Here is a 15,878-nt window from a genome sequence, read left to right as displayed (position 1 = left end):
GGTACGCTGATGAATAGATGTTTGAAAGATATTAATTTTTTGTGCACCACCCTCAAAAAATTTCTATTGTCCATTTTAGACGTCTAACCCATTCCTGTTGTACTTCTATCGATGAACTTCTAACTTTGTTTAATATTGTCCAAACTTTATAAACACAGTAAGGTTTTAATTTTTCATGTTCAATTGGATTATTTTTTTCATATGCGCTAATAAATAATGAAGATAAAAGATTCGCATATTCAGGATAATGCAATTTTGTAAACCAGCAAACCCATCCTACATCGGTTAGTGGATTTGCCCATTCTGCCCATTCCCAATCTAAAACGGTTAGGCTGTTATGATCTGTGAATAACACATTATGAACTCCGTAATCTCCGTGGGTTAACACCCAATCTTCTTTTTGATCGTTTATAGCATTTACAAGCATTTTGGATTTTTGTTGAAGTTCTGCTGGGACAAAATCTAAATCAAAGTTTAATTCGTGTAAATTCCATTTCTTTACATCATACGAAATAGAATGATATTTTATGGAATGAATTTTTGTAGAAAGAGCTTCCCCTAAACAGGTAAATAAAACTTTAGCTCTTTCTAGGTCATGGTTATCTAATATGGATTGGCCGTTTATCCCTTCACGGAATTCTAACACGACGAATTGATGATCCTTATGTTCGAAAAAATCGTAAAGTTTAGGAACGATTCCCGTATGTTGGGTAATCTTCATACAATTCATTTCGTTTACAATATCCTTATTCACCGTGTTTGCTACCTTCACCACTTTTGGTGGATTCGTTCCCTTTAATAAATAGGTTTGATTTGTATACCCGCCTGTTAAACGTAAAAGTTCGATATCACCGTATTTTTTTAAATGCTCTGTTATCGATTGTTCATTCATGTCATCACATCCAATTTACTCTTCTCATTACCAATTTAATATAAATTGCAACTCAATGAAATAAGACCAAGGCAATAAACCCTGGTCTTTTCAATATTTCCGCTAGTTTAAAATGTATATAGTTTTAATAAACCCTATAAGTCTGACCTGTTTGTGCTCCCTCTACACTTTTTCGAAAAGCACTTGCCACCTTACTACCAGGGACAGGTACAAAACCAGGAAAATACGGTTCATAAATGTCTATAGATTCTTCTAAAACAGTTGGGCTTATATTGTTTATACGAATCCCTCGAGGCATTTCAAGGGCTGCCGATTTAACAAAAGCACTTATTGCACCACAAGCCATAGCAGCTGATACTCCACCTACTATAGGATCATCCATTGTAATACCTGTTGTTAACGTAAAGCTACCGTGGTCATTGACATAATTCCGTCCAAGTAGCACTAAATTGATTTGGCCTTTTAATTTACTTTGTAGAGCAATTTCATTATTTTCTAAAGTTAGTTCTGAAAAGCTTCCAAAGAACGTATTGCCCGCTGTATTAATTACTGCATCTACCATACCTACTGCTTCGTACATTTTCACAATGCTTTCAGGAGAAGTAATATCAACAGGAATGTCTGCTCCATTTCGACCTGCTGTAATAATTTCATGACGAGATGACAATTCGCTATAAACCGCACTTCCAATTGTCCCTGTAGCACCGATTAAAAGAATTTTCATTTTTAATCCCCCAATTTGGATAAAGAAGGGTGTTTTTTGTGCACCCTTCTATTTTTTTACTCTACGTGATATCCTTTGTTTTCAATCGTTGTTTTAATTTCCTCTACCGTGATTTGGTCTGAATCAAATAGTACATCCACATTACCTTCTGACAAATGCACTTTCACTTCCGCTACACCTTGCAATTTCCCAACACTACCTTGAATTGAATTAACACAACCGCCACATCTCATGCCCATCACATTGAATGTAATTTTTTTCATAAACTATCTTCTCCTTTATTTGTTAGTTGGATTTTGAAAAACACTTACTTATCTATCTATATACCCCACCCCCCTATATGAAAGCGAAAAAATTTTTGCTGCTTTATTTTTTATTTAAAATGAGTACGAACAAACTAATTAAAGAAAAAATTGCAATTAGAATATTTACATAGATATATCCGCTTGAACTAAAAGCAATCAATATACCTGCAATCGTTGGACCCATAGTTGACCCCATGGAACGGGCTAAACTTAAATAACCGATAGCTGAACCAGTTTCCGTTTGTTGAACGTTTTGAATCATGATGACATTTAAAGGCGAACCGATGATAATACCAATTCCAAAGCCAATTAACGTAATGGCAAAGAAAAATAGGAAAATATGATGTGAAAAAGCAATGAGTACGGCACTGATGAAAGTAAGTGAGAACCCTATTCCTACTGCTTTTTTTGCTCCCATATTTTTTACTAAATAGCCCCCTACTAAAGATGCAATCATGGAGGCCACAGCTAATGGTGTAACACTTATTGCAGAATAACTTTTATCCAGTGAAAATTGTGTTTCAATAAAGAATGGCAATAAATTAATGGTACTTGCCATAATAAAACCAGAAAGCAACGATAAAATTAGAACGAATAACGTATTAAAATTTTTGAAGTAATTAATATTAAACACGGGATCCAATGCTTTCTTTTCAACTTTTATGAATAAAGGAATCAGTGCAATACCAATGAATAATAACCAACCATTGATTAATGTAATGCCTAACATAATCGTAAAAATAATGCCAACTAGTATGAACATTCCATAAAGATCGATTGGTTTCTTAACAATTTGTTGATTGATTTTGATTGGAGCCATGAATAGTAAAATGATAATCGATATTGGTACATTCACTAAAAAGATCCATTGCCATTGTGTACTACCGATAATGAATCCCCCAACGATTGGACCTAAAATTGTACCTAATCCAAACACGACACCAATTAACCCTAACATTTTAGCTCTTGTTGCTTCAGGGTAACTTACTGCGATAAAAGCACCTACAATTGGGAAAATACCCCCTGTACCTATTGCTTGCACCATTCTTCCTAATAAAAACGTAATGAAAGTTGGAGAGAACGCCGCAATAATAGAGCCTAGACCAAATAAAGCAATCCCGATAAGAAAGATTTTCTTTCGTCCAAAACGATCGGATAATTTCCCCATCAACGGAATGCTTACTGAAAAGAACAATGTATAGATGGTAAAACTCCATACACCCCATGATGCTTCAATTCCGAAAAATTGATTGATGGAACTAAATGCAGGACCAACAATCCCGTGATCTAAAGCACCCATAAATATGCCGGCCAAAAACAGTGTTAAAGCAAAAGTTTTCGATAGATCTCGATTTTCTTTACGTATTAATAGTGAATCCATATGAAAAACCTCGTTTCGTTTTCTTTGTATTTATTTTATACCATACCCCCCTAACCTATGTAAAGTGTTATGAAGAAATTTTTTCCTAAAAACATAATTCGCAATTTTTCAGTTATAATAAAACAAGTGATACAATATCTGGAAAGTTGGTGGGTTTTTTGACGAAGAAACTGGAAACATTACAATCCGAAATTAGTATAGATGCCAAAAAAGGGTTTCCTATTTTGCTAGCTGGTGCTATCGTGTTTTTAATCTTTACCTTTTTACCATTGATGTTCCCAATGGAGACAGTTTATTTAATTTGGATTTTTGGGTTAGGAATGATTTTTCCATTGGGCGTTGGATTAGGTAAGGTATTCGGAGCGAATATTTTAAAAGCAGGAAATCCTTTAGGGACATTAGGAGGAATTGTTGCGGGTGCTCAAGCTTTTTATATCCCCGTCTTTATCATCGTATATATGCACATTCCAGCCTATTTGCCTTTTACGATTGGATTACTTAGGGGATCACATTTCTTGCCGTATATGTGGATTTACAGAAGTAAAGCGTACCTTTTTGTTACTCTCGGCGTTTGTTTTTCTTCTTTAATCATTGGAGGCTATTTTGTAACGCATGCCTATACTTTTGTACCGATCGCCATTAGTCTTGTGTATGGTATTGGGGTTTTATTCATTTTAAGAGAGCTTAAGGTAGAAGCGAATAAATAATCGTAATTTAAAGTCAACCATTTAGTAGGGTTCTAATGGTTGACTTTTTACTCGTTTGTTAACTTTTGGTAGATATTTCTTTTAAATATTGTTAGATAAAATAAACAGTAATTACCATATTTTAACTAGATTATGAGGAAATTACATGAAAAACCTAACAAAAGATATTTCAAAAAAGATTTTAGCCAATGAAATCCCAGTGGAAACATTATTATCTCAGTTTCCGGAGTATAAAAATGAAGTATTCAATGAAATTAATTTACAAATAGACAAAAATGACCCGAACTTAATTTATGTACTCATTGAAAAATATACAATAGCTGCAAAAGTCTCCATTGATAAAATTACAAAAAGTGGATTCAATGAAAAAACGTTAAATGCATTTATGCCGAATATCATTAAGGCCCGTTTTGCCCTTTTCTTATTGGAGCAATTAAGACTTTCTGCTTTAGCAAATAAACATACAAAAAAAATAAGATTAAATCTTTGGGATGGATTTATTTTACAAAAGCTTTTATTTAAGAATGATTTAGTTAGAAAACCGGCTTCTCTGTATTTATTTAAATTTTTTTGGAAGTTTATTTCAAATAAACAAAGCTTAATGCCTCTTGTGAATGAAAAAGGCATATATTGCTTCTACTCGCGGGAACTCATTAAGGAACTTTCAACTCTAACTGAGGGGAAAGAATGTCTTGAAATTGGTGCTGGCGACGGGACTTTAACACGGTTTTTAAATGCAGAAAACATTCATTGCACGGCTACGGACGACTATAGTTGGGAACATTGCATCACATATCCAGACTTCGTTGAGAAAGCTGACGCAAAAGCTGCTCTTCAGAAATACAATCCTGAAGTCGTTATTTGTTCGTGGCCAGTTCCTAAAAATACATACGAAAAACATGTATTTAAAACAAATTCAGTTAATTTATATATTGTTATTGGTACAAGAAACCCAGCATTTACTGGGGACATTGATTCTTATTTAAACGCTGCAAATTTCACTATGGAATATAGCGAAAAACTTTCTTCACTAGTGTTACCTCCATCAAATGAAAATGCTGTTTATCTTTTTCGGAGGAAAGAATCAGGTTTGCTTGAAAAACAATTATAAATTTATGGAATTCTAATCTCTTATCAAAAAAAGACAAGCGCATTTAATTAAAAATGCGCCCATCGATAAATTTACTTCGGAAGATTCAGTTGCCATGAAATGCCAAACCGATCATTAAGCCAGCCGAATTTTTTGCTGAAACCATAATCATTTAGTGGCATCAGTGCCTCTTCTGCCTTACCATCTTGGAACATTAATAAGCACGAAAATTTCTATTAATTTCACACTTTCTATTAACTCACTCGATTTTTCTATTAATGCTTCAAAATTTTCTATTAACTCGGGGAATTTTTCTATTATAAGCACGAAAATTTCTATTAATTTCGCACTTTCTATTAACTCACTCGATTTTTCTATTAATGCTTCAAAATTTTCTATTAACTCGGGGAATTTTTCTATTATAAGCATGAAAATTTCTATTAATTTCGGACTTTCTATTAACTCACTTGATTTTTCTATTAATACTTCAAAATTTTCTATTAACTGGGTGATTTTTTCTATTATAAGCACGAAAAATTCTATTAATTTCGGACTTTCTATTAACTCACTCGATTTTTCTATTAATGCTTCAAAATTTTCTATTAACTCGGGGAATTTTTCTATTATAAGCACGAAAATTTCTATTAATTTCGGACTTTCTATTAACTCACTTGATTTTTCTATTAATACTTCAAAATTTTCTATTAACTCGGGGAATTTTTCTATTATAAGCACGAAAATTTCTATAAATTTTCGGACTTTCTATTAATTTATCTCCAAATAAAAAAACCACTCGATTTCATTCGAGTAGCCATTAAAATTGATTTAACACGTCCTAGAAAATATTAAAATAAACTCAATTCATACTGATAAAACTGTGAATCTCGTACATAACCATTTTTCTCATATAGTTTTTGAGCGGAATAGTTATCAGGTGCTGTGCTTAGGCTAATGCTTTTGGCGCCGGTTTGAATGCCGTGTTCTTTTACTTTTTGTAAGAGCATTTCGCCGATTCCTTGATTTCGGGCTGCTGCGTCAACATATAAGTCGTTCAAAATCCATGCTCTTTTCATCGATATGGACGAAAATGTTGGATACAATTGGGTAAACCCTACATATTCTAGCCCGTCTTTTACAACAAATATGACAGACTCCTTGTTTTCAAAACGTTTCTTTATGTAAGCACTGGCACCTTCTATATCCGACGTCTGTTCATAAAACATTCGATATAAATTAAATAACTTTGCAACGCCTTCTAAATCTTCCATGGTTGCTTGATAGATTTCCATTTTGAATCCCTCCCATTCGATTATACACTTTGGATAGTTAATGTTGTTATTACATTCCCAACCCATTCAAATTCTCCTTCAAATACTGAATAAATGGATGTTCGTTCAAATCCGCTTTTCTCGTGCAAATAAACAAACTTTGATTGATTTCTATTTGTTCGACAAAGACTCTAGCAAGACGACCCTGTGTTAACGTTTCTTTCACGCTGCATGCTGGTGCGAGTGCCATGCCAAAGCCGGCTTCAACCACCTTAATCGATTCGAGTACGCCTTGCATTTGTAGGCCAAATTTCGGTAATGGACAATTATGGGTATAAAAAATCGCCTTTAATAAATCAAGGGTTGAACTCCCCTGCTCCCGATAAATAAAATCGTGTTCACTTAACTCAAAAATCGAGATCTTTTGATTGGCTAAAGGGTGCGTTGGGTGGACGACAAACCAAAATGGCACATCGAGGATTTTCTCAAAATGCAAATCTTCATGCCCGATGTTACTTTGCACAACAAAGCCAAAATCCACTTCATAATTTAAGACGCGCGCTTCTACTGATTGCACATTTCCTAACGATACATAGATTTCCGACTCCGGATTTTCGAGCTTATACCCAGCAATAATTGGTGGTAAAATATAATTGGTTGAAATGTAAGAAGACGCAATTTGCACTTTTTCCTTCTTTTCCAAAAAGGTTTTGAACTTTTCATCAATCTGCTCTTCTAAATGAAACAAGCGTAACCCTTGTTCATAAAGAAATGTCCCTTCTGATGTGAGTTCAATCCCTCTTCCTTTCCCCGTGATTAATTTGACCCCTAATTCCCCTTCTAGTTTCCGAATTTGAGCTGTGACAGCGGGCTGACTAATATGTAGAGAGTTCGCAGCTTCGGTGATACTCCCTAGTTTTGCAACATTTGTGAAGATCCGTAACGTGTGTAAATTCATCTCTTTCCCTCGATTCATAACTAAAACTTATGAATAAACAAAAAATATATATTTGTTTTATGAATAGTATAGCAGTATTTTTGGATTAGAGGTGATGGATTTGGAAAATTTACTATTGGAGTGGCTATCGCTGCATGGTCTTTTATTATTTGGAATTGGCGTACTCGCTGCCATTATTGGGGTGATGTTTGGAGCTGCGGGATTCGTCTTACTCCCTGCCCTACTCTTAGTTGGAATCCCAATTCATGTAACTGTGGCAGTGAATAAATTTGCAACAGGCATATCTTCCTTTTCAACCGTTCTTGTCCTAACGTTAAAAAAGAAAGTAGGACTCAAACAAATGCTGCCACTCATGCTCGTTGCAGGACTTGGTGGAATAAGCGGTGCGTTTTTTGCAACCAGATTGTCCGAGCAGGTGATGAATATCGTCGCTTGTATCGTGTTAATTTCGATGTTTATAGTAGTTTTGAAAAATAATAAATCGGGGTTAGTGAAAGAAGTAGATGACACTGAAGGTACGGATAAACGAACAAATTGGTGGGCGCCATTTTTTATCGGGATTTATGATGGAGGGTTTGGACCGGGATCTGCGCTTTTAAACATTACGTACTTTTTGAAAAAACAATTTAGCTATTTAAAAGCGGCCGAATTGACTCGTTTTATGATGTTTGCCAGTTGCATTAGCGCATTTTTCTTTTATCTCTTTTATGGCATCGTAAATTGGGGATTTGCTATACCGGTTGCACTTGGCTCCATTGTTGGATCGCATATCGGGCTAAAAATCATTCCGTATTTAAAAGGAAAATGGATTGAATTTTTGCTGCCAGTTATCTTTTTCTTATTAATCGTTCAAGTAGTGGTTGATATGGTGTTTTAATAAACTGAAGTCAAAGTATTATGGCTTCATACAACACTAAAAGACTAGTATAGAAAACAATCTACACGGGTCTTTTAGTTGAATTCCAGTGTTAATTTGTCTATTTGAATGGTTGCTGAGCAGCTCTGTAATTATGAGTTGGATTCAATTTCCTCGTTCATTTGAGTCTTCATCGCTTTCATGAATACCCTCAATTTTTTGTTTACGCTTAAATGTGATTAGCATAAGGATCAAATATTCCCGTAAGCAATAAGATACTAATCGATAAAATGATTGCTCCAGCTAGAAACAATCCATTGCTTACGATTTTTTCGTTCGTATTGCGTGAAAATACACCTAATAAATGAATATCCATTTATAGTTGGAATGATTATGCAGCTATGAGAATGACCACCTCAATTAAAAAATGCTAAATAGATTACAATGCCAACTATGATTAAAAGAATGAGTAATCCTGTCCCTTTCCAACCGAAATCCCCAATTAAATCATGAAGTCCGCCTCCTGCAGCAGGATTTCTCTTTAATTCTTGTTGTCTCAATCTTTCTCTTCTGGCTTCGGGAGTTTCTTTATTCACTATTTACACCTCTCAAATTTTTAACAAAATCTCCTTCAACTGAATTAAATCATCTATCACAAAATCGGCTTTTGAAAGTTCATCTTCTTTTGCAAAATCAAAGTTACAACCGATTGCCATTAAGCTATTATCTTTTGCTGCATTGATATCCGAAAGACGATCTCCCACGACAGCACCATTCGTTATTCCGTATTTCGTAACGATTTTTCGTACCAAATCGGATTTGTTCAGCGATTCGATTTGTGAAATGCTAAAGGTTTCCGTTACCCATTGATCTAATTGATAATACTTCACAATTGCATTTAAGTAGTCTACTAAACCGTTACTTGCTATATAAATAGAACAATTTTGCTCTTTTAGAAAACTAAATACTTCTTTCACATGCGGGTATAAAGCACCTTTGCCATTTTTGATATTGACGATTAATCTTGCTAAAAAATAAGTATCCGCGAGTTGCCTTAGTTCGTTTGAGTGATGGGGTAACAAAGATTCCCATACTTTTGGTAAAGGAACACCCATAATTTCACGGTATTTCTCAATCGGCGTTACACAATCCCATTGATGAAGTGCCCGCAAATGGTTGAATGTATCATCAAGGGAACATTCTAAAATTTTATCTGTTTGAAATAACGTGCCATCCATGTCGAAAATGATTGATGGTACCATCACTTTTCCTCCTTTTCTAAATTTCCGCCAAAAATAAAGTTCCCTGCTTTGTTGGGGGATTTGGAGGATATTAACAACCTAAGATTCTCATTATTATATTAAAATCATGATAAAATTATATAAAAGAGTTTTAGGAGTTTTCGTATGTATATTATTTGGTGTATTTTAGTTCTTATCTTAGCTTATATTAGTTCTTATTTATTTGGAAAAATAAAATTTAGAACTTATTTATTATTTGGACTTTTAGTTATTATATTAATTGCAATAAATTCGATTTTTTTGACAATCATCCTGTTTACAATAGCCGCCTTTTTATTTATCTTCAAAAGAGTTGAATCTCCCAATAATCCTATTGAAACAACCGTTTTGCAGGACTCCCCTACTTATGTTGAGACCGATGAAGATCGACCAGACTTTAAAGAATATCACCGGAAAGTAGATTCACACAAGGTTAATAGATATGTACGGTCTAGTGGTTATACTGCGAGTAGTTTAAATGACAATCATGATGAAGACGAATATGAACGTGATCGTTTCGAATTGGAATATGATGGACAAAGCTATGAGTATGATTATGGCGATCGTTTTGACTCTGATTATGAATACGACGGCGATAGTGGTGGTTACGAGAACGACTATAATCGTGATCGCTACGACTATGGAGATTCGGGATCTGGGTCGGATTGGTAAAGGCACTTACTTTAATGTAGGTACTTATTTTTTCCAACCTTTTAGAATCGATTAGGGAACTGAACAATCAAAACGGACAAACAGGAAATATAGGAAACTAAAAAACCGAAACATTTACACTAGGTCATTTCCACTTGAGGAGATGACCTTTTTTGATAATAACCTTTCCCTTTATTTCGAGGATTTTCCCAAAAGGCTTAACTAATATCTCCCCCGATTTTCCTCCCATTTCGGATCTTTTTTCCAATGGTATGTATCGTTAAAAATATGTAACGGATGATCATTGATAACAATGGTTTCATTATCTACCCATCTAATATTGACAGTGCTTTCATCGTAATTCCAATAAATCGTCTTGGTTTTATCACCATAATCAATTTCGACTCGAATGGCTGCTCTTACCGTTGCTCCCCCTTCATCGATGACAAATGCTTTTGCTACATAGTCGTTGTTTGGCGATGGATGCTCTGATAAAAATTCACCTTTCGATAATTCATCTAGCTCAACATTCAGGAAATCATAAACTTTGTACGTACATCCCCCAATAATCAAAACAATGAAAATAAGCCATTTCTTCAATTACTATTCACCTCGATTTGCCCGAGCAACAACATTGAGTATTAAAATATAAAATGGATACGCGATTAATCCCCCGATTGCTAAAAGACCCGTAACCGGATTGGGGGTATCTCCGCCATACGTGATTGGGAATAACTTTGCGTAAATACAAATAAAGAGAACGAAATAAGGGAACCAAAGAATCATGGTCCAAAAATTCGCCTGCCATTTGTTTGTAAGGTAGTAAAGTAGCATTGAACCACCAATCATATCAACCATTAGCGTGAAACCAATCAAAATATTTACTGTTCCAATTTCCCAACCTGTGAGCCGTGCAATTCTATATACATTCTGCATCAGTTCGAGTGGAACAAAAATCATTAGTGCATACAAAACACTCATCACGTTTAAGTTCATATCATTCTCTCCAATAGTTTAATGATATGACGGTAAATATTGGAGGGGGGTTCAATTTGTTATTACTACCCTTACAAAAGACAGATTGCGGAACATTAAATTTCAAGAGATTTGAATCGTATTCACCTTCAGAATCATATTCAGCATTCGAATGATCTGCAGATAATAGAAAATTTCACCCTAATTATAGAAAATCTCTCTCACTTAATAGAAAATTCTGGGCCGTTAATAGAAAATTTAAGCCTTTTATTAGAATGTTCTCAGATAATAGAATTTTTCACCCTAATTATAGAAAATCTCTCTCACTTTATAGAAAATTCTGGGCCATTAATAGAAAATTTAAGTCCTTTATTAGAATGTTCTCAGATAATAGAATTTTTCACCCTAATAATAGAAAATTCTAGGCCGTTAATAGAAAATTTAGGGCTTTAATAGAATGTTCTCAGTTAACGGGAAATTTCGCGTCTTTTTTAGAAGGTACTTAAATAATAGAAATTTCCCCTAGTTGAATGATTAATTTTCGATAGTCTTCTAAATCGGCAACGACTCGCCCATCGATTTTTTCTTGGAAATCACACTCTAACTCTTGAGCCCATCTTCTCGCTCTAGAACATGCTCGACCCGCGTCGCTAACTTCTACGATTGGGGACAGTTCGCCTTGTACATTTTTATAACAGATGAGGAATCTTTCTTCTCTTTTTGAACTACCCGGAAAAAGGACAACGACATGACCATTTTTAGCCCTTAGCTGTTTATGTTTTCTCCAATCGTATTTTTCGAACACTTTTTCTTTATACTCAAATTCAATTCCATCCGTATCTTTTTCTAGAGGGTCACCAAAAAGCGAACAAAGTGTACCATTAAAACTTGTTACCGGGATGGGTGCGCCTATATGTTTGTTCATTCTACTTTTTGGGAGCATGTTCTTCATTTTTTCTTCAACGGACTTGTATTCCCAGATTTTAGTCATTGCCCTTCCCCCTTCAACCTTTCATTCGCTTTAGCTAGTTCCATCTTATTCATCTTTTGGCCTATTTTTATCAGAAACTCCTGGATAGGTACGGTCAAGACAATCATCTTTATCCAGCCCATATAAATCGCTTATTTCATCTTGGTCGTGGTCATTTGAAATTTTAGATGGTAACTTTATCTCCATAGCTACTTCCTCATCAAATCGATCATAAATAATTTCCTTGCGTTCTTTTGACATTTACTTCACCCTTTTTCATATTGCTTTCCGCTACCCAATCGTCATAGGTTACCCCGTCTATTTTTTAAAAAAATATTTTCTTTCGGCTAAATGATTTTGACCGTAAAGCCTAATATCATTCTCAATTTCTACTAAGGTATTAAATTTCTTTTTTTTCGCAATTTTACTAGCAAAAGTTAAAGCTTCTGGCAATTGCAATAATGTAGGATCATCTGCACCAACATTAACTTCTAAAATTGTAGAACTAGGTTGATGACAATGTAACTCGACATAACTTTCCCAAAATTGTCTACCAGTTGGTTTATGATTCTTTTTCACTATTCCAGCCACCTTAATCGTTAATTGAACGAACTATACTAATTTAGTATATGGTAGCTTTTTCTATATAGTCAATATATTCAAAATTATTCACCCATTAAGACGGCAAATCTTTTTGCCGATGCAACTCACGAAATCTGCATTCCCTTCCCCGCGCTAGTTTGAAAATGGTCAATGGACAGCTAGTATAAATCGCAAAACCGATGCCAGAAATGAGCCGCCCAACTAAAACATGATTGTTCACGGCTTTCCTTGCTCTAAAAAATAGTTGCACGTCTCATCTATCGTCTGAAACCCTTTGTGCTGTTGCAGTTGTTTCATCCAAAACTCAAATGCCTCTTCAAAATGGTGCGTCTTGAACTTGTGATAATTGATCCCGTTCAGAATTAGCATGTTAACAATAAATTCCTCTCTCACCCCGAGTCCCCCCTAAAACTCGATATTTCGAATTCGTTTATCTTTTGTTTCTGCAAAATGGATCAAATACGTGTTTTTCATCAGGCGCGACACCAATTTTCGGTCATACATCGCTTCAAGTTTTGCTCGATTTAAATTGGTTGTGATGATGGTGCTTTTCTTTTGCCGCGCGTTGATGATTCCTCTCAAAACACGACTTGTGTAGTCCGATGCTCGTTTTTCTGTATCAATATCCCCCGTCTCTGCCCCTAAATCATCCAAAACGAGGTAATCGACACTTGCAAGTAAATCTGTGACATATTGTTCGGTGTACTTGCTTTCTCGGTTGTGAAAACTATCCCGAATGCGGCGTAACATTTCATCCACATCGACAAAAAGGCATGTAACATCGCGATGAAATTCATTCAAACTTCTTAGGAGCGCCATCGCTAAATGAGATTTGCCAACACCTGTATTGCCAGTAAGCCAAATGTTAAAAACCTCTCCTTTACGAAATTGATTTAGCGCTATTATTGCCCGTTCCTTATTCGCCACCTCTTCATGTTCTGTCACGTAATAATTTTTAAAACCCGCTTCCAACAACGTTTCGTCTTGTAAAATACTTTGTTTGTACAGCAAATTATATTTTGCAAGAGTTTGTTGCTGTAAAATTTCGTTTGCCAATTCTCGCTCTAGTTGTTGAGTCAGCTTGTCTGTTTCGCAGACGGTGCACATTTCTTTGTTGTTGATGAGCATGTAATGGCAGCGGTGAAGATCACAAAATTTAGAAGTTAATGCCATCTGTAAATTGTGTGGTAGTTTGATTTCGCTTAATTTTCGCATGTTGACCACCTACTTTTTCATTCAAGTACGATTCAAATTTTGTTCCAAAAAGCGTTTCTGGACGTAGAAACTTGTTCATTTTTTCGTCATGTAACCAACTGCACACCTTTTTGATGATGACCGTTTGAAAATCGTCTTCTGTAAACCCTTCTTGAAATCTAGCTCTGATTAATTGTCGTGTTTTCTTTGACGTATAGCGATAACTTGTACCCGCTTTTTCGTTTAGGTAGTCGACGATCGATTTGTATGGAATGGCGAACTCAGGCAATATCTTTTTATCAGTATTTAGTAATTCAGTATTTAGTTTAAAGTCAGTATTTAGTAGCCCTTCGTTATCTAAATCAATAGAACTTGGATTTTGGTTACCTACTTGTACGTTTTGGGGAACTTCATACACAATCGTTTCCCACTTCGCAATTCTTTTATCCACATAAACAGGAAACCGTTTCACATAGCCATAACTTTTTAGCTCATTAAAACCAGAACGAAAGGATTTATCCCCGTCAGAAGCATGTTTCTTTAATTCGTCAATGTAAAAAAACCAATCATCTGGCATCGACAGCATATAGGCAAGAATTCCTTTTGCCTTCCAGCTTAGCCTTGCATCGTTTAAGAAACCTCGATCCAAAACCGTATATTCTTGTTTTTTCTCAGCACGAATTATTTTACTCATAATATCCACCTCTCCAATTTTCGATAAATCGTAATGCATCTTGCAGTTGACTTTGCTTAATTTCCCGATACGAACGCACGTGATACCGTCTTTTTAATGCGGCATAAAGCAAGCGAAAGTAGACTTGTCGTGCATCTGGATCATCTGTCATCTCGTAAACTCTCGTGCTCACCGCTTTGCGCAATCGCAACTGTAATGGCAACACATCCACCCCCCTCTTTAGAAGGATATATATCTTTTAAAATCGGAAAAGGAGACAAGTAAAATGAAGTGAATTTTTCAAATTGAGGCTAGAGTAAATAAAAAAGTCTGCCGTTAAGCGAAAAGCAGCTTTGCGGCAGATTTGTTTTATCAATCAAACTCATTGGTATTTAGTTGATTAATTGCTTCCAAAACAACCTGAGGATGCAGCACAGGTATCATGTGAGCAATATCTGGTATAATTTGCAATTTTGAGTGCTTTAGTTCATCATTTAGTCTTTTACCTTGCTCAATAATATTAAATGGATCGTTTTCACCAACTACAATTACCGTAGAGGTTTCTATACTAGAATAGTAAGAACTGATCTCTTTCGATGTTTTTGGGAACTCCAATACATCTTCACGATTTGCTTTAAATTGGCCTGGTCTAAATCCTAAAGCAATGGTTTCTTCTAGATATCCATCAGGGGGAGTTTCTGGTGAAAACGTTGAAATTACAGTACTTTTAGCTAAATTTTTACCTAATGGTGTTTTTAATAGTGTATTTAACATCAACTCTCCTACAAGTGGAGTTGTAACGATTTTAGATAGTGCATCTCCATTTTCTGCTGGGTACCCTTCCTTATACATAGCTGCTCCCAACAACACAATGCCAGCCACCTCATCTGGAAATTGCTGTGCATAAGAAAGTGTCATTGTACCACTCCATGAATGTCCAACAACAATAATCGGATCTTCTACTCCAATCTTTTTCAAAGCATTTCGTATTAATTTTGCTTGGGAAATCGGGGTTACCTTTCCTTTTGGTCTTTCACTATAACCATAGCCTGGTCGGTCAAATGCGAATGCCTGGTATCCATGAGCAGCTGCTAATTTTAGTACATCTTTATAATCATTTGCAGATAGCATTGCACCGTGTAAAAACACAATTGGCTGACCTTTCCCCTCCGTATAGTAATGTAATTTCACATCATTTACCGTTACATATTCCCCTTTTGGAGAGAAGCTGATTTCCCCCTTTTTCACCTCAATTGCGTTATAAATATATAGCCCTACAAACAACAGTAACAAACTAGTGAATATTGCAATTATCATTTTCTTTCCCCTTTTCATGTTCATACCTATTCCC

22 protein-coding genes and 2 pseudogenes are annotated in these 15,878 nt (G+C 35.3%); 4 read left to right on the top strand and 20 right to left on the bottom strand.

What is annotated here, in order from left to right; genetic code table 11:
* Positions 1–52: 52 nt before the first annotated feature.
* The 4 genes from CRO00_RS08330 to CRO00_RS08315 form a co-directional block, all read right to left on the bottom strand.
* Positions 53–892 carry a phosphotransferase family protein gene (locus CRO00_RS08330; RefSeq protein WP_097073220.1) on the bottom strand — a complete coding sequence of 280 codons (840 nt, stop codon included), beginning with the start codon at positions 890–892 and terminating at the stop codon, positions 53–55.
* 124 nt (positions 893–1,016) lie between these two features.
* The gene (locus tag CRO00_RS08325) at positions 1,017–1,616 is read right to left on the bottom strand and encodes a short chain dehydrogenase (protein WP_097073219.1); all 600 of its coding nucleotides are present in this window, start codon (positions 1,614–1,616) and stop codon (positions 1,017–1,019) included.
* Between the two features lie 56 nt (positions 1,617–1,672).
* Complete coding sequence (locus CRO00_RS08320; protein WP_097073218.1) at positions 1,673–1,879, bottom strand: copper ion binding protein; 207 nt, start codon at positions 1,877–1,879, stop codon at positions 1,673–1,675.
* A gap of 103 nt (positions 1,880–1,982) precedes the next feature.
* Positions 1,983–3,302: an MFS transporter gene (locus CRO00_RS08315; protein ID WP_097073217.1), complete on the bottom strand. Its 1,320-nt coding sequence runs from the start codon at positions 3,300–3,302 to the stop codon at positions 1,983–1,985.
* 149 nt (positions 3,303–3,451) lie between these two features.
* Here CRO00_RS08315 and CRO00_RS08310 point away from each other — a divergent pair, with 149 nt between their 5' ends.
* Positions 3,452–4,009 (top strand): DUF7010 family protein, encoded by a 558-nt coding sequence (locus tag CRO00_RS08310; protein ID WP_237658357.1) that lies wholly within the window; start codon positions 3,452–3,454, stop codon positions 4,007–4,009.
* A gap of 145 nt (positions 4,010–4,154) precedes the next feature.
* Positions 4,155–5,120, top strand: coding sequence for a class I SAM-dependent methyltransferase (locus CRO00_RS08305; protein WP_097073215.1), 966 nt, complete (start codon positions 4,155–4,157; stop codon positions 5,118–5,120).
* 71 nt (positions 5,121–5,191) lie between these two features.
* On the opposite strand, the pseudogene CRO00_RS08300 reads toward CRO00_RS08305, so the two are convergent.
* The 4 genes and pseudogenes from CRO00_RS08300 to CRO00_RS08285 all read right to left on the bottom strand — a co-directional run.
* A pseudogene (locus CRO00_RS08300) lies at positions 5,192–5,290 on the bottom strand (VOC family protein); the annotation flags it as partial.
* A 7-nt stretch (positions 5,291–5,297) separates the two neighbouring features.
* A complete protein-coding gene (locus tag CRO00_RS08295; protein WP_097073214.1) occupies positions 5,298–5,834 on the bottom strand; it encodes a hypothetical protein in 537 nt (178 codons plus the stop codon).
* A gap of 110 nt (positions 5,835–5,944) precedes the next feature.
* Complete coding sequence (locus tag CRO00_RS08290; RefSeq protein ID WP_097073213.1) at positions 5,945–6,388, bottom strand: GNAT family N-acetyltransferase; 444 nt, start codon at positions 6,386–6,388, stop codon at positions 5,945–5,947.
* 49 nt (positions 6,389–6,437) lie between these two features.
* Positions 6,438–7,325 (bottom strand): LysR family transcriptional regulator, encoded by an 888-nt coding sequence (locus tag CRO00_RS08285; protein WP_097073212.1) that lies wholly within the window; start codon positions 7,323–7,325, stop codon positions 6,438–6,440.
* Between the two features lie 100 nt (positions 7,326–7,425).
* Here CRO00_RS08285 and CRO00_RS08280 point away from each other — a divergent pair, with 100 nt between their 5' ends.
* The gene (locus tag CRO00_RS08280; RefSeq protein WP_097073211.1) at positions 7,426–8,202 is read left to right on the top strand and encodes a sulfite exporter TauE/SafE family protein; all 777 of its coding nucleotides are present in this window, start codon (positions 7,426–7,428) and stop codon (positions 8,200–8,202) included.
* Positions 8,203–8,410: 208 nt separating this feature from the next.
* Here the strand turns inward: CRO00_RS08280 and CRO00_RS20285 are convergent, their stop codons facing one another.
* From CRO00_RS20285 to CRO00_RS08270, 3 genes and pseudogenes are all read right to left on the bottom strand, one after another.
* A complete protein-coding gene (locus CRO00_RS20285; protein ID WP_202615643.1) occupies positions 8,411–8,557 on the bottom strand; it encodes a hypothetical protein in 147 nt (48 codons plus the stop codon).
* A 40-nt stretch (positions 8,558–8,597) separates the two neighbouring features.
* Positions 8,598–8,780, bottom strand: a complete 183-nt coding sequence (locus tag CRO00_RS08275; protein WP_097073210.1) for a DUF6366 family protein — start codon at positions 8,778–8,780, stop codon at positions 8,598–8,600.
* Positions 8,781–8,789: 9 nt separating this feature from the next.
* Positions 8,790–9,434: pseudogene (locus tag CRO00_RS08270) on the bottom strand (HAD family hydrolase); the annotation flags it as partial.
* A 153-nt stretch (positions 9,435–9,587) separates the two neighbouring features.
* Here CRO00_RS08270 and CRO00_RS08265 point away from each other — a divergent pair.
* A complete protein-coding gene (locus CRO00_RS08265) occupies positions 9,588–10,133 on the top strand; it encodes an energy-coupling factor transporter transmembrane component T family protein (protein WP_097073208.1) in 546 nt (181 codons plus the stop codon).
* Between the two features lie 201 nt (positions 10,134–10,334).
* Here the strand turns inward: CRO00_RS08265 and CRO00_RS08260 are convergent, their stop codons facing one another.
* From CRO00_RS08260 to CRO00_RS08220, 9 genes are all read right to left on the bottom strand, one after another.
* The gene (locus CRO00_RS08260) at positions 10,335–10,712 is read right to left on the bottom strand and encodes a DUF5412 family protein (RefSeq protein WP_097073207.1); all 378 of its coding nucleotides are present in this window, start codon (positions 10,710–10,712) and stop codon (positions 10,335–10,337) included.
* Between the two features lie 3 nt (positions 10,713–10,715).
* Complete coding sequence (locus CRO00_RS08255) at positions 10,716–11,108, bottom strand: hypothetical protein (RefSeq protein WP_097073206.1); 393 nt, start codon at positions 11,106–11,108, stop codon at positions 10,716–10,718.
* A gap of 481 nt (positions 11,109–11,589) precedes the next feature.
* Positions 11,590–12,078, bottom strand: a complete 489-nt coding sequence (locus CRO00_RS08250; RefSeq protein WP_097073205.1) for a hypothetical protein — start codon at positions 12,076–12,078, stop codon at positions 11,590–11,592.
* Positions 12,079–12,123: 45 nt separating this feature from the next.
* Entirely contained in the window at positions 12,124–12,318 is a 195-nt protein-coding gene (locus tag CRO00_RS08245) for a hypothetical protein (RefSeq protein WP_097073204.1), read from the bottom strand.
* A 57-nt stretch (positions 12,319–12,375) separates the two neighbouring features.
* Positions 12,376–12,636 carry a hypothetical protein gene (locus tag CRO00_RS08240; protein ID WP_097073203.1) on the bottom strand — a complete coding sequence of 87 codons (261 nt, stop codon included), beginning with the start codon at positions 12,634–12,636 and terminating at the stop codon, positions 12,376–12,378.
* Between the two features lie 429 nt (positions 12,637–13,065).
* Positions 13,066–13,875: an ATP-binding protein gene (locus CRO00_RS08235; RefSeq protein WP_097073202.1), complete on the bottom strand. Its 810-nt coding sequence runs from the start codon at positions 13,873–13,875 to the stop codon at positions 13,066–13,068.
* Complete coding sequence (locus CRO00_RS08230; RefSeq protein ID WP_161946641.1) at positions 13,817–14,548, bottom strand: conserved phage C-terminal domain-containing protein; 732 nt, start codon at positions 14,546–14,548, stop codon at positions 13,817–13,819. Before CRO00_RS08230 ends, CRO00_RS08235 begins: the two co-directional genes overlap by 59 nt.
* Positions 14,541–14,750 carry an ORF6C domain-containing protein gene (locus CRO00_RS08225; RefSeq protein ID WP_097073200.1) on the bottom strand — a complete coding sequence of 70 codons (210 nt, stop codon included), beginning with the start codon at positions 14,748–14,750 and terminating at the stop codon, positions 14,541–14,543. Before CRO00_RS08225 ends, CRO00_RS08230 begins: the two co-directional genes overlap by 8 nt.
* A 149-nt stretch (positions 14,751–14,899) precedes the next feature.
* Positions 14,900–15,844, bottom strand: coding sequence for an alpha/beta fold hydrolase (locus CRO00_RS08220; RefSeq protein WP_097073272.1), 945 nt, complete (start codon positions 15,842–15,844; stop codon positions 14,900–14,902).
* Between the last annotated feature and the right edge of the window lie 34 nt (positions 15,845–15,878).

It is taken from the genome of Ureibacillus xyleni (genome assembly GCF_900217795.1).
Classification (GTDB): domain Bacteria; phylum Bacillota; class Bacilli; order Bacillales_A; family Planococcaceae; genus Ureibacillus; species Ureibacillus xyleni.
This window is presented reverse-complemented; position numbering and strand designations above follow the sequence as displayed.

What these genes read in the sequence shown, in the direction of transcription:
- CRO00_RS08320 (WP_097073218.1), bottom strand. Translation starts at nt 1,879, where the DNA reads ATGAAAAAAATTACATTCAATGTGATGGGCATGAGATGTGGCGGTTGT.
- CRO00_RS08285 (WP_097073212.1), bottom strand. Translation starts at nt 7,325, where the DNA reads ATGAATTTACACACGTTACGGATCTTCACAAATGTTGCAAAACTAGGG.
- CRO00_RS08305 (WP_097073215.1), top strand. Translation starts at nt 4,155, where the DNA reads ATGAAAAACCTAACAAAAGATATTTCAAAAAAGATTTTAGCCAATGAA.
- CRO00_RS08250 (WP_097073205.1), bottom strand. Translation starts at nt 12,078, where the DNA reads ATGACTAAAATCTGGGAATACAAGTCCGTTGAAGAAAAAATGAAGAAC.
- CRO00_RS08265 (WP_097073208.1), top strand. Translation starts at nt 9,588, where the DNA reads ATGTATATTATTTGGTGTATTTTAGTTCTTATCTTAGCTTATATTAGT.
- CRO00_RS08230 (WP_161946641.1), bottom strand. Translation starts at nt 14,548, where the DNA reads ATGAGTAAAATAATTCGTGCTGAGAAAAAACAAGAATATACGGTTTTG.
- CRO00_RS08325 (WP_097073219.1), bottom strand. Translation starts at nt 1,616, where the DNA reads ATGAAAATTCTTTTAATCGGTGCTACAGGGACAATTGGAAGTGCGGTT.
- CRO00_RS08235 (WP_097073202.1), bottom strand. Translation starts at nt 13,875, where the DNA reads ATGCGAAAATTAAGCGAAATCAAACTACCACACAATTTACAGATGGCA.
- CRO00_RS08290 (WP_097073213.1), bottom strand. Translation starts at nt 6,388, where the DNA reads ATGGAAATCTATCAAGCAACCATGGAAGATTTAGAAGGCGTTGCAAAG.
- CRO00_RS20285 (WP_202615643.1), bottom strand. Translation starts at nt 8,557, where the DNA reads ATGGATATTCATTTATTAGGTGTATTTTCACGCAATACGAACGAAAAA.
- CRO00_RS08245 (WP_097073204.1), bottom strand. Translation starts at nt 12,318, where the DNA reads ATGTCAAAAGAACGCAAGGAAATTATTTATGATCGATTTGATGAGGAA.
- CRO00_RS08220 (WP_097073272.1), bottom strand. Translation starts at nt 15,844, where the DNA reads ATGATAATTGCAATATTCACTAGTTTGTTACTGTTGTTTGTAGGGCTA.
- CRO00_RS08330 (WP_097073220.1), bottom strand. Translation starts at nt 892, where the DNA reads ATGAATGAACAATCGATAACAGAGCATTTAAAAAAATACGGTGATATC.
- CRO00_RS08315 (WP_097073217.1), bottom strand. Translation starts at nt 3,302, where the DNA reads ATGGATTCACTATTAATACGTAAAGAAAATCGAGATCTATCGAAAACT.
- CRO00_RS08255 (WP_097073206.1), bottom strand. Translation starts at nt 11,108, where the DNA reads ATGAACTTAAACGTGATGAGTGTTTTGTATGCACTAATGATTTTTGTT.